8 protein-coding genes are annotated in these 12,368 nt (G+C 74.2%); 1 reads left to right on the top strand and 7 read right to left on the bottom strand.

Annotated elements, in window-relative coordinates; translation table 11 throughout:
* Positions 1-12 precede the first annotated feature (12 nt).
* From nudC to BR98_RS16590, 5 genes are all read right to left on the bottom strand, one after another.
* Positions 13-960, bottom strand: a complete 948-nt coding sequence (gene nudC, locus BR98_RS16610) for an NAD(+) diphosphatase (RefSeq protein ID WP_035845562.1) — start codon at positions 958-960, stop codon at positions 13-15.
* A gap of 31 nt (positions 961-991) precedes the next feature.
* A complete protein-coding gene (locus BR98_RS16605; RefSeq protein WP_035845559.1) occupies positions 992-2,386 on the bottom strand; it encodes a dipeptidase in 1,395 nt (464 codons plus the stop codon).
* 92 nt (positions 2,387-2,478) lie between these two features.
* The gene (locus tag BR98_RS16600; RefSeq protein ID WP_035845556.1) at positions 2,479-5,262 is read right to left on the bottom strand and encodes an FtsX-like permease family protein; all 2,784 of its coding nucleotides are present in this window, start codon (positions 5,260-5,262) and stop codon (positions 2,479-2,481) included.
* Complete coding sequence (locus BR98_RS16595) at positions 5,259-6,014, bottom strand: ABC transporter ATP-binding protein (RefSeq protein ID WP_035845554.1); 756 nt, start codon at positions 6,012-6,014, stop codon at positions 5,259-5,261. Before BR98_RS16595 ends, BR98_RS16600 begins: the two co-directional genes overlap by 4 nt.
* Complete coding sequence (locus tag BR98_RS16590) at positions 6,011-6,619, bottom strand: PadR family transcriptional regulator (protein WP_035845552.1); 609 nt, start codon at positions 6,617-6,619, stop codon at positions 6,011-6,013. The genes BR98_RS16595 and BR98_RS16590 overlap by 4 nt, the downstream gene beginning before the upstream one ends.
* Before the next feature lie 71 nt (positions 6,620-6,690).
* Between BR98_RS16590 and BR98_RS16585 the strand changes: the two genes are divergently transcribed.
* Positions 6,691-7,674 carry an endonuclease/exonuclease/phosphatase family protein gene (locus BR98_RS16585; RefSeq protein WP_051969844.1) on the top strand — a complete coding sequence of 328 codons (984 nt, stop codon included), beginning with the start codon at positions 6,691-6,693 and terminating at the stop codon, positions 7,672-7,674.
* A 25-nt stretch (positions 7,675-7,699) separates the two neighbouring features.
* Here the strand turns inward: BR98_RS16585 and BR98_RS16580 are convergent, their stop codons facing one another.
* Positions 7,700-8,887, bottom strand: a complete 1,188-nt coding sequence (locus BR98_RS16580; protein WP_051969843.1) for a PP2C family protein-serine/threonine phosphatase — start codon at positions 8,885-8,887, stop codon at positions 7,700-7,702.
* Positions 8,888-9,083: 196 nt separating this feature from the next.
* On the bottom strand, positions 9,084-12,287 hold the full coding sequence (locus tag BR98_RS16575; RefSeq protein WP_035845549.1) for an ATP-dependent DNA helicase: 3,204 nt from the start codon (positions 12,285-12,287) through the stop codon (positions 9,084-9,086).
* Between the last annotated feature and the right edge of the window lie 81 nt (positions 12,288-12,368).

The raw sequence follows: 12,368 nt of genomic DNA, 5'->3' as shown, positions 1-12,368 counted from the left end.
CCCGGAATTCCGCTACCAGCGCACCGCGCTCGGCATCGGCTCGCCGTACCAGAGCTCGATCAGGTGCCGGGCGATCGAGATCCCGGACGGCGGCACGACCTCGCCGGACTCCCAGCCGGCCCGCAGGTCCTCCCGGGAGAACCAGCGCGCCTCCGCCAGCTCCTCGCCGTCCACCGTTATGTCGGTGCCGCCGGTCTCGGCCCGGCCGACGAAGCCGAGCATCAGACTGGCCGGGAACGGCCAGGGCTGGCTGGCCACGTAACTGACCTCGCCGACCCGCACGCCGGCCTCCTCGAAGACCTCGCGGGCCACCGCCTGCTCGATCGACTCGCCCGGCTCCACGAACCCGGCCAGGGTGGACCAGCGGCCCTCCGGCCAGAGCGCCTGGCGGCCCAGCAGGCAGCGGTCCTGCTCGTCGGTGATCAGCATGATCACCGCCGGGTCGGTGCGCGGGTAGTGCTCGGCCGCGCAGGAGGTGCAACGGCGCAGGTGGCCGGCCCCGGCCTTCTCGGTCGGGTGCCCGCAGCGCGAGCAGAAGCTGTGCAGCCGGTGCCAGTGCTCCAGCGCCACCGCGTGCACCAGCAGGCCGGCGTCGCGGTCCGACAGGGTGCCGCCGACCTCGCGCAGCCCCGCCGGGCGGGCATCGCCGTCGAGACGTCCGGGCAGCGTCTCACCGGCCAGCGCGAAGTAGGAGACGCCGTCCTCGTCGGTGCCCAGGAAGTACCGGTCGCCGGTCTGCGGCGCCTCGAAGGAGGGCAGCAGCACCAGCTCGGTGCGGTTCGCGGTGTCCACCACGAAGGCCTCGCCGCCGGCGATCGGCAGCACCTTGGTGCTCGGGTGGCTCCAGGCCGCGGCCAGCCACGGCTCGTCCAGCCGGTGCTGGGCCGCCCGGTCCACCCCGGCGCGGGCCAGTGCGAGCTGGAGCGGCTGCTCGCTCTCGGGAGTCGTCCTCGTCGTCATTGCGTCCCCGTCCTGAAGATCTGAAGAGTCATCACCGGTAGTTCTCGGCCAGGTCGCCCCACAGGTAGGCGGCGGTCTCCACGCCCTTGCGCAGCAGGTCCAGCTCGATCTTCTCGTTGATCGAGTGCCAGCCGTCCGAGGGGATCGAGATCCCCAGGAAGAGCACCGTGGCGCCGAGCACGTCCTGCAGGTCGGCGGCTGGTCCGGAGCCGCCCTCGCGGGTGAAGAGGATCTCCTGCCCGAAGGCCCGGCCCATGGCCCGGACGGTGGAGCGCAGCGCCGGGTGGTCGAGCGGGGTCAGGCAGGGCCGGGTGATGCTGCCGAACCTGACGGTGTGCCGGATCCCGGCCGGGACCCGGGCGGCGACCCAGTCCCGGATGGCCTGTTCGATCCGCTCCGGCTGCTGCCCGGCGACCAGCCGGAAGGAGAGCTTGAGGTGTGCCTCGGCCGGCACGATGGTCTTGGTACCGGGGCCGGTGTAGCCGCCCCAGACGCCGTTGACCTCGGCGGTCGGCCGGGCCCAGACCCGCTCCAGGGTGGAGAAGCCGGCCTCGCCCTGGGTGCCGTGCGACTTGGCGGTGGCCAGCCACCGCTGCTCGTCGAAGGGGAGCTTGGCGAAGAGCTCGCGCTCCTGCTCGGTCAGCTCGACCGCACCGTCGTAGAAGCCCGGCACCGCGATCCGGCGGTCCGGGTCGTGCAGCGCGGCGGCCAGCTCGGCGGCGGTGGCGGCCGGGTTGGGGACGGCGCCGCCGAACGAGCCGGAGTGGATGTCGCTGTCCGGACCGGCCAGGTCGATCTGGCAGTCCAGCTTGCCGCGCATGCCGGTGCAGACGGTCGGGGTGTCGCCGTCCCACATCCCGGTGTCGGAGACGAACACCAGGTCGGCCGCCAGCCGGTCGGCCTCGCGGCGGATCAGCGCGCCGAAGTTCGGCGAGCCGGACTCCTCCTCGCCCTCGATCAGCAGCTTGAGGTTGACCGCCGGCGCGCTGCGGCCGGTACCGGCCAGGTGGGCGCGCAGGCCGAGGGTGTGGAAGAAGACCTGACCCTTGTCGTCGGCCGCGCCCCGGGCGTAGAGCCGGTTGCCGACCGTGGTCGGCTCGAACGGGTCGGTGTCCCAGCCGTCCTCCCGGGCTGCCGGCTGCACGTCGTGGTGGCCGTACACCAGCACGGTGGGCGCCGCGGCCTCACCCGAGGGCCACTCGGCGAAGACCGCCGGCAGCCCGTCCGTCTCCCAGACCTCCACCACCGGGAACCCGGTCTCGCGCAACTTCGCCGCCAGCCACTCGGCCGAGCGGCGCACCTCGCCGGCCCGCTGCGGGTCGGCGGAGACGGAGGGGATGCGCAGCCAGTCGGCGAGGTCGGCGAGGAAGGCTGCCTCGTGCTGGTCGATGAAGGAGCGGACGACGCTGTCCGGGGTTTTCGTCATACGGACGACTTTAGTTCGCCCGCCTGCGTGTGCGCCGCCGCGGTCCAGGTGCTGGGCCGCGGCGGCGCTGTGCCGTGCGTCACCTCGGTGCGTCAGGTAGCGCGCCGCAGCAGGGTGATCCTGGACCGGGTGAGCAGGGTGGCCAGCAGCACCGCGAGCAGCGGCAGCGCCACCAGGGTCAGCCCGATGTTCAGCCACGGGAAGGCCAGCACCACGTGCGTGGCCTCGCCGGGAGGAACGGAGGCCCCCGCCGCCTCGCGCAGTGCCACCGCCGGGACGAGCCCGCAGACCGTGCCGAGCACCGCACCCATCGCGGCGATCACCCCGCACTGGAAGCCGGACAGGCTCCGGCGGATCCGTGGCGCCGCGCCGACCGCCGCCAGGGTGGTCAGGTCCTGCTGCGAGTCGGCCGAGGCCAGGCCGGTGGCGATGCCGGCCGCGCCCAGCGCGACGAGTGCGGCGAAGGCGGTCAGGCCGAGCCCGAGCAGCGTGTTGTGCGGCTGGAAGCCGCGCTCCACCTGCAGGCTCCAGGAAGCGCCGCCGACCTTGCCGATCTCGGCCAGGGCCTGCTGCTCGGCTCCACTGGAGGGTGCGGCGGCCGGCAGCCAGGCCGAGCCGTTGTCCCGGGTGGTGAGCCCGAGGTGGGCGGCCGTCTGCGGGGTGATGTAGGCGGCCCCGGTGCGGTAGCCCGGCGTGGCCAGTACCGCGTCCACCGTGACGTCCCGGTCGGCCCGCTCCGGGGAGGCCGGGTCGTAGTCGGCGGTGGTGCGCAGCACGGTCTTCCCGCCTTCGATCAGCGACGGGTCGAAGACCACCACCTTGCCGGCGGCCGCGGCCTGGTCGACGGCGCTGTCGCGCACCACGAACAGGTTGTGCAGCACGTCGGCGTCGCCCGAGACGATCCCGCCGAAGCGGCTGCCGGCGAGCCAGCTCACGCAGCGCGGGTCCTGGCGCAGCTGCTGGAAGTCGACCGGCCCGCTTGGGTGGTCCTCGGTCGGGCAGCGCTTGGCCGGCGGGGCCACGATCCGCACCGAGCCGCAGGAGCTCTTGCTCGGGCCCACGCAGTCGCCCCCGAACCGGACCTCCAGGATGTCGGCCCGCCGACCCAGCTCCGGCATCGCCCGCTCGACCGCGGCCCGCTCGGAGTCGAGCGAGGCGGCGCCGTTCGACGAGCTGTCGGAGCCGATCAGGGTCACCGCGCCGAGCGGCGCCATCGCGGTGTAGTGCTCCCTGCTCTCCTTGTCCGCGCTCGCCCCGTAGACGCCGACCGCCACCGAGCCGGCCACCGCCGCCATCACGGCTGCCACCGCCGGCGCGGTGCGGCCCCGGTGCCGGACCGAGTCGCGCAGCGCGAGCCGGGGGCCGAGCGGCAGCCAACGGCCCAGCTTGCCGAACAGGCCCACCACCATCGGGGTGCAGGCGACCATGCCCAGTTCGGCGATCATCGAGCCGCCGAGCACCGCCGAGCTGCGGCTGCCGAGCCCGCTGGTCGCACCGAACAGCGCCAGCGCGGCGCCGCCGGCCAGCATCAGCAGGCCGAGCAGGGTGAGCCGCTTGGACGGCGGCTTGACCGAGCCGCGCCCGGTCAGTGCGGCCACCACGTCCTGCCGGGCCGCCTGGAACGCCGGCACCACTGCCGCCAGCAGGCCGGTGACCAGCCCGATCGCGGCCACGCCCAGCAGGTCGAGCGGTGCCAGGGTCAGGGAGCCGAAGCGCTGACCGGCCATCGGTTCCAGCCACGGGCGGGCCAGTGCGACCAGCAGCACCGCGAGCAGCACCCCGAGCAGCGCGCCGGCCAGGCCGAGCACCAGACCGCCGCTGAGCACCACCGCGCGCACCTGCGCGCGGTCACCGCCACCGGCCGCGAGCAGCCCGAGTTGGCGGCGCGAGCGCCGCGCGCCGACGGCGAAGGCGGGGCCGGCGAGCAGCACCACCTCCAGCAGCGCCATGCCCACCACGGTGACCAGGGCCACCACGGCCGAGTTCTCCAGGTACTTGGCGCTCGGTTCGCGGTCCTGCTGGACGAAGTACGGGACTTGGGAGCGGGCCGGCGGGTGCAGCACCACGCTGCGCGAGGTGGCCACGAAGCCGTACCTGTTGAGCTGTTGGACCGCCGCCCAGTCGACCTGGGCGCCGGCCGGCAGCCGGACCAGCCAGCCGGTGTCGTCCGCGGGCTTGTCCCGCCCGGCCTGGTCGTGGGTCAACGTGCCGGGGCGGCCGATCAGTTCGGTGGCGTTCAGCTCGTCCGGGTGCTCGGCCACGCCGGTGATGACGAAGGGCTGGTCGCCCAGGCCGCGCAGCACGGTGCCGGCGCCGAGCTTCAGTCCGGCGCTGTCCAGGAAGGACCGGGTGGCCGCGATCTCGTGGTCGGTGGCCGGGGCCCGGCCGGCGACCAGGTTCAGCCTGCCGCGCCAGATCGGGTCGGTCAGGTCGGCCTCGACGAGGTCGGTCCGCAGCAGGCCGTCCTTGCTGGTGGCCAGCGCGCGGTTGGACGAGCTGACCGGTGTGAGGGCCGAGCCGGCCGGCAGCAGCTGGGCGGCCAGGGTGGCGGGGTCGGTGTTCTTGCTGCGCTGCTGCTCGGGGGTGAGCGCCTGGTTCGACCGGGGTTCGTCGACGTTCGTCCCGTCCGAGGCGAACGGGGCCTGGATCAGGCGCAGGCCGGGAGCGTCGAACTGCAGCAGCAGGTCGGCGGTGCCGAGCTGACGGGTCGCTTTCTGGGCCGGTGTCAGGGTGGAACTGCGGTAGACCACATCGGCGCCGGCCACCCCGAGCACCGGCAGCGCGATCATCGCGAGCACCAGGGCGCTGCGGCCCTTGGCCCGCAGCGCGTCGCGGCGCGCTATTCGCAGGGCCACCCGCCAGGCGGTGAGCTTCACTCGTCCACCGACTTGGGCAGCGAGTTGGTGGCGGCGGTGACCAGCAGGGACTCGGCGTTCTGCCGGCCGGTCTCGTCGACCATCAGACCGTCCCGCAGGAAGACCACCCGGTCCGCCCAGGCCGCGTGCCGGGCCTCGTGGGTGACCATCATGGCGGCCGCGCCCTCGTCGCAGCGGGCCCGCAGCACCGCGAGCACCTGCTCGCCGCTGGCGGAGTCGAGTGCGCCGGTCGGCTCGTCCGCCAGCACCAGGCGGCGGTCGCCGATCAGCGCCCGGGCGATCGCCACCCGCTGCTGCTGGCCGCCCGACATGTCGTCGGGGAACCGGTCGGCCAGCTCGCCGATGCCGAGCTCCTCGAGCGCGGCCAGCGCTTCCCGGCGGGCGGCGCGGGTGGAGGTCCCGTCCAGTTCCCGCGGCAGCATGATGTTCTCGACGGCGGTCAGCGCGGGGATCAGGTTGTAGTCCTGGAAGACGTAGCCGATCGAGCGGCGGCGGACCTCGGCCAGCTTCTTGCGGGAGAGGTCGCCGAGTGACCTGCCCTCGACCAGGACCCGGCCGCCGGTCGGACTGTCCAGTCCGCCCGCCAGCGTGAGCAGGGTGGACTTGCCGGACCCGGAGGGGCCCATCACGGCGACGAACTCGCCGGCGCGGACCTCCAGGTCCACGCCGCGCAGCGCGTGCACCTCGGCGGCACCCTGGCCGTGGATCCGGGTCACCTGCTCGAGATGGAGTACTGCTCGGGTGTCGGTCATCGTTCCCCCTGTCGTTGCTTGGTCCGGCGGCGCGCGGGCGGCGCGCCGGCGCTCTCGGGCGCCGGAGCCCGGTGGGCGGCGAGGCGGGTCTCGCAGTGGTCGAGCCAGCGGACCTCGGCCTCGGTCTGGAAGATCAGCTGGTCCAGCACCAGCAGCCAGGCGAGTTCGGAGCTGCCGGCGGCCTCGTCCGCCATCCCGGCCAGCGCCCGGGCCTTCAGCCGGGTGTAGTCCTGCAGCGCCTGGATGCTGTGCCGGCGCTGGCCCTGGACCACCGCGTGCACGTCCACGCCGGGCACGGTCACCGCCATGGCGAGCTTGATCGCCAGCTCGTCCCGGGGCGGGTTGGTCCGCGGCACCGGGGTGTCGAACCAGGCACGCAGTTCGGCGCGTCCCTTCTCGGTGACGGAGTAGAAGAGGTGCCCCTCCTCGTCCTCGCCGTCCGGGACCACCAGGCCGTCGCGCTCCAGTCGGCCGAGGGTGGTGTAGACCTGGCCGACGTTGAGCGGCCAGGTGGCGCCGGTCCTGGCCTCGAACTCGGTGCGCAGCTGGTAGCCGTAGCGGGGGCCCTGGTCGAGCAGGGCGAGCAGGCCGTGTCTGATGGACATACCGAGTATGTATACCCGGTATGCGGTGCACTCACAAGCTTCGACCGGGTCGAGGCGTACCGTCACCAGGTGTGAGCCCACTGCGAATTGCGACCTTCAACCTGCTGCACGGCCAGCCGCTCGCCGCCGACGGCAGCCCGCTCCCCTACCCGGCCGAGGCAGCCGATCCGCTGCAGGAGGCGATCGCCGCGCTCGACCCCGACGTACTGGCGCTCCAGGAGGTGGACCGCCACCAACAGCGCTCCGGCCTGACCGACCAGAGCGCGGTGGCCGCCAAGGCGATGGGCGCGGCCGACTGGCGGTTCGCCGCCGCGCTGCACGGCCGCCCGGCGCCGGTGGCCGGCTGGCTGCGCGACCCCGCGGTGACCGGCCTCCAGGTCTACGGCCCGGACGACCTGGACACCGCCACCGACCGTCCCTCCTACGGAACCGCGCTGCTCACCCGGCTCCCGGTGCACCACTGGCGGGCCCGGCGGTTCGCGCCGGCGCCGTTCGGCCTGCCGCTGCGGGTGGCGGGCCGACGCGGGCTGACCCCCGTACCGGACGAGCCGCGGGCCGCGCTGGCCGCCGTACTCGAGGGCGAGCAGGGGCCGTTCACCGTGGTGGCCACCCATCTGTCCTTCGTGCCCGGCTGGAACATGGCCCAACTCGCGGGCATCCGGCGGTGGATCGCCGACCTGCCGCGGCCGTACCTGGTGCTCGGCGACTTCAACCTGGTCGGCCCGGTGCCCCGCACGGTGCTGGGCGGCGCGACCGCCCTGGACCGGGCGCCCGCCTCCCGCCGGCGGATCCGCGAGCTGCGCGCGGCCCGGCACGCACGCGGCGCCGGACCGGCGGTACCGGGAGCACGCCGGCGCCGGGGCCGGGAGCCGGGCGCCCAGCTGCAGGGCTGGCACGACCTGGCCCGCACGCCCACCTACCCGTCGCACCGGCCGACCGTGCAGTTCGACCACGTGCTCGCCGTCGGGGTGCCGCGCACCGCGGTGGGCACGGTCGCGGCGCCGCGGGTCGGCGTCTCGGACCACCGGCCGCTGCTGGTCGAAGTGGACCTCTGAGCCGGGCCGGGTGGACCGGCTGGCGCTACTGGCGGGCCAGCCGGCCGTTCTGGTGCGGCAACTGCTGCTGCGGACCGGCGGCCGCCGGCTCGTACTGCAGCAGCAGCATCGCCGCGTCGTCGCCGAGCTGCCTGCCGACGTGGCGCACCACGTCCGTGTGCAGCCGGCGCAGCACGTCCACCGGGCCGCCCTCGGCACAGCCGGGCAGCCGCTCGGCCAGCGGGTAGAAGTGCCCGGCCCGGTTGCGGGCCTCGATCACGCCGTCGGTGAAGAGCAGCACCCGGTCCCCCGGCTCGAACAGCACCCGCTGCACCGGCGGCGCCACGTCCGCCGGGTCGAGCACGCCGAGCGGCGGCACCGTCTCGTCCAGCTCGAGCACCGTCACCGTCCCGTCGCCGCGCAGCAGCAGCGGGGCGGGGTGGCCGCAGTTGACGATCTCGGCGATGCCGTCGTGGCCGACCCCGATCAGCACCAGGGTGACGAACTCCTCCTCCACCCCGGGGTGGTCGTTCTCGTGCAGCGCCCGGTCCAGACTGACCGCCAGCCAGCCGGCCACCTTGTCCAGCGCCGGCTCCTGGTGCGCGGCCTCGCGGAAGGCGCCGAGCACGGCGGCCGCGGTCTCCACCGCGTTCAGTCCCTTGCCGCGCACGTCGCCGACCACCGCGCGGACCCCGTGCCGGGTGTTGACCACCTCGTAGAGGTCGCCGCCGATCCGGGCGTGCGCGGCGGCGGCCGCGTAGTGCACGGCGGCCCGCACCGTGCCGACCCGGTCGGGGACCGGGCGCAGCAGCACCCGGCGGGCGATCTCGGCCACCAGCTGGGCGTCGGCCAGCGCCTGGTCCTGTCTGACCCGCAGCGTGGCGCTGACCCAGCTGATCGCGGTGACCAGGGCGATCGCGAAGACGGTGGCGCTGTGCACGGAATCGCCGAGCACGTTGTTGTAGACGGCCATCAGGAAGGCGGCGAACTCCGCGAGCACGCCGGTCAGGATCGGGTACCAGACCCGGCGGCTGACGATGGCCGCGAGTGCGGGCACCGCGGTCAGGGCCGGTTCGACCGTCACCTCGAGGGTGCTCAGGTAGTCCAGGCCGACCACCAGGGCCATGCCGATGAAGGGCAGGGCGAGTGCTGTTCTGGGCCAGGTGCCCGTCGAGCGGACGGTGGCCGGGCCCCGGGTCGGACCGGCCAGCCGGTCTCTGAACCATCCGGTCACGCTCAAGGTAGGTGTCTCCAGCAGAAGGCGCCCGGTGCCCTGGGCACCTGCGGCGATGACTGAGGGTGATGATCGGGGGCCTGTCCGGCGGCCGAGCAGAAGCGGGTGACCGGTTACCGACCCCACAATAGGCGCGAAACGTGCACTCTGCATCGATTTCGCACGACTGTGTGACGAGTTGAATGCTCTCTGTGACCTAATAGTCACTGTTCCCGATCAGAAGCGTTTCCAACGCATTCCGGTCAGGAAGTCCTACCGGTCTTTCGATCCGACCGCTGCGGATGTAGCAGAAGGCAGCGGTGACCTGCTCCAGCGGCAGGCCGTACTGCTCGGCCCAGGCGAGCCGGTAGATCGCCAACTGGAGCGGGTCGGCGCTCTCCTGGTGGCCGGTCTTCCAGTCCACCACCTCGAAACGTGACCCAGCGTCGTCGTCACCCTCGCGGTACACCGCGTCGATCCGGCCGCGCACCACCCGCCCACCGAGCACCAGTTGCACCGGGACCTCGACCCGGTACGGGCGGCGGTGGGCGTACGGGCCGCGCAGGAAGGCCTCCTTGAGCTGCTCCAGGTCATGCTCGTCCGCGATGCCGTCGTCCTCCAGGCCGGGCAGCGCGTCCGGTTCGAGCAGCGGGAGTGCCGCGCTGCGGCTGAACTGGGCCTGGATCCAAGCGTGGAAGCGGGTGCCGCGACGGGCCGCGGTCTGCGGCGGGCGGGGCAGCGGGCGGGCCAGCTCATGGGCGAAGCCGTCCGGGTCGGCGGCCAGCCGCATCAGCTGGGAGGCCGAGAGCGCGGGCGGCAGCGGCACCTCGCGCACGGTACGGCGGGACCGCTCCAGCTCGCCGAGCAGCGCGGTCAGATCGCGGTCCCAGGAGGCCACCTGGCGCTGCTCCTCGACGGTCAGCCGCTCGGCGGCGGGCGCCGGCTGCCCGGCGAGGCGTCGGGTCACCACCTCGGCCACCCGGCGCCGGGCCAGCTGCGCGGCCGGGTCCAGCGGCAACGGCCAAGGGGTGTCGCCGGTGGTCTGCAGGGCCGGGTTCCCGGCACCCTCGAGCGGCGGCTCGGCCCAGTGCTCGACCTCGCCGGCGCCCGGCCGCTCGGCGTGCATCCGCAGCGCGTCCAGGTACTCGGACGGGCCGCGCACCGTGCTCTGGCTCGGGCCCCACCAGTGGCCGCCGGCCAGCAGCAGCGAGCGCGGGCGGGTCACCGCGACGTAGCCGAGCCGCAGCTCCTCGGTGCCGGTCTGCTCCTTGAGGCCGGCCTTGAAGGCGGTCATGCCCTTGGCGTTCCAGCCCGGCACCTCGGGCAGCGTGGCGGCGTCGCCGCGCAGCGGGTAGGGCAGCACGTGGCGGCGGCTGGTCCAGCGCTCCCGGCTGCGGTTGCTCGGGAAGGCGCCCTTGACCAGGCCGGGCAGGGCGACCACGTCCCATTCCAGGCCCTTGGACTTGTGCGCGGTGAGCACCTTCACGGTGTCCTCGCCGCCGGGCAGGCTGGTGTCCAGGCCCCGGTCGTACTCCTGGGCGGCGCGCAGGAAGGCCAGGAAGGCCGCCAGGCCCGGGTCGCCGTCCAGATCGGCGAAGCCGGCGGCGATGTCCAGGAAGGCGTGCAGGGTCTCCCGGCGGCGGGCCGCCAGGGCGTGGGGGGAGGCGGCCAGCTCGACCTCGAGGCCGGTGACGGTGAGCACCCGGTGCAGCACGTCCATCAGCGGTTCGGCGAGTACTCGACGCAGGTCCCGGATCTCCTTTGCAAAGTATGCGAAGCGCTGACGGGCCTGCGCGGAGAACGGCAGCTCGTCCGGCTGGGCGGCTTCCAGGAAGGTCTCCAGCGCGTCCGAGAGCGAGACCACCTCGGTCGGATCGGTCTCGGCCACCGCCGCGGCCAGCGGGTCGCCGCCGTCCAGCCGGGCGGTGCGCACCAGCTCGGCGGCCCGGCGCCCGAGCAGCGCCAGGTCGCGCGGGCCGATCCGCCAGCGCGGGCCGATCAACAGCCTGACCAGGGCGGCGTTGGCGGTCGGGTCCTGCAGCACCTCGCAGACCGCGACCAGGTCGGCCACCTCGGGCAGCTGCAGCAGCCCGCCCAGGCCCACCACCTCGACCGGGACCTCCCGGGCCACCAGCGCCGCGTGGATGTCGGGGAAGGCCGCGCCGCCCCGGCAGAGCACCGCGATCGAGCCGGGCGCCGTCCCGGTGCGCACCAGATGCGCGATGGAGTCGGCCAGCCAGGCGATCTCCTCGGCGTGGGTGGGCAGCAGGGCGACCCGGGCGAAGCCGTCCAGCTCGGCGCCGGGGGCCGGACGCAGCGCCTCGACGCCCTCGTGCAGTTCACGCAGCGGGGTGGCCAGCTCGTTGGCGAAGGCCAGCAGCCGCCCGCCGCTGCGCCGGTTCTCGCTCAGCGCGTAGCGGGCGGCCGGCGCACCGTCGGCCTTGGGGAAGTGGCCGGGGAAGTCGTCCAGGTTGGCCACCGAGGCACCGCGCCAGCCGTAGATGGCCTGGCAGGGGTCGCCGACGGCGGTCACCGGGTGGCCGTCGCTGCCGGGGCCGCCGAACAGCCCGGCCAGCAGCCGCCGCTGGGCGACCGAGGTGTCCTGGTACTCGTCCAGCAGCACCACCCGGTACTGCTCGCGCAGCAGCCGGCCCACCTCCGGACGCTGCATGGCCAGCCTGGCCGAGGCGGCGATCTGGTCACCGAAGTCCATCAGCCCTGCCGCGTGCTTGCGCCGCCGGTACTCCTCGACCAGGGTGAGCAGCTCCTGGCGGCCGCGGGCCGCCTCCGGGACGTCGCGCAGGTCCTGGTTGGTCAGCTTGGCGACGGCCAGCTCGTCCAGCAGCTCGGCGTCGAAGGCGCGCAGCTCGGCGGGCTCCACCAGGTGCTCGGCGAGCTCCGCGTCGAGCGCGGTCAGCTCGCCGACCAGGGCCGAGAAGCGGTCCTTGAGGTGCGGGAACGGGCCGCGCGCCGAGCGCAGCACCCGGGCGGCCAGCTGGAAGCGGGTGGCGTCGGCGAGCAGCCGGACGTCCGGCTCGATGCCGATCCGCAGCCCGTGTTCCTTGAGCAGGCGGCCGGCGAAGGCGTGGTAGGTGGAGATCTCCGGCTCGCCGCCCAGCTCGCCGGCCGACTGGCCGAGGAGTTCGGCCTCGCGCAGCCCGGCCCGGGCCAGCGCGGTGCGCACCCGCTCGGCGAGCTCGGCGGCGGCCTTGTTGGTGAAGGTCAGGCCGAGCACCTGCTCGGGCTTGACCGCCCCCGAGCCGACCAGCCAGACCACCCGGGCGGCCATCACCGTGGTCTTGCCCGACCCCGCGCCCGCGACGATCACAGCAGGGTCCAGCGGGGCGCCGATGGCCCGCATCTGCTCGCGGTTGAAGGGGATGCCGAGCAGCTCCTTGAGCTGGTCGGGGTGGCTGAGCATTGGGACACGGTAACCGGCGGGCCCGACAGAGCGCCTAATCGATCAGTGCCCGGTCAGTGCCCGGTCAGCGGCCGGTCGAGG

Source organism: Kitasatospora azatica KCTC 9699 (assembly GCF_000744785.1).
GTDB classification, from domain to species: Bacteria; Actinomycetota; Actinomycetes; order Streptomycetales; family Streptomycetaceae; genus Kitasatospora; species Kitasatospora azatica.
The sequence above is the reverse complement of the archived record's forward strand: the minus strand, read 5'-3'. Positions and strand labels throughout refer to the sequence as shown.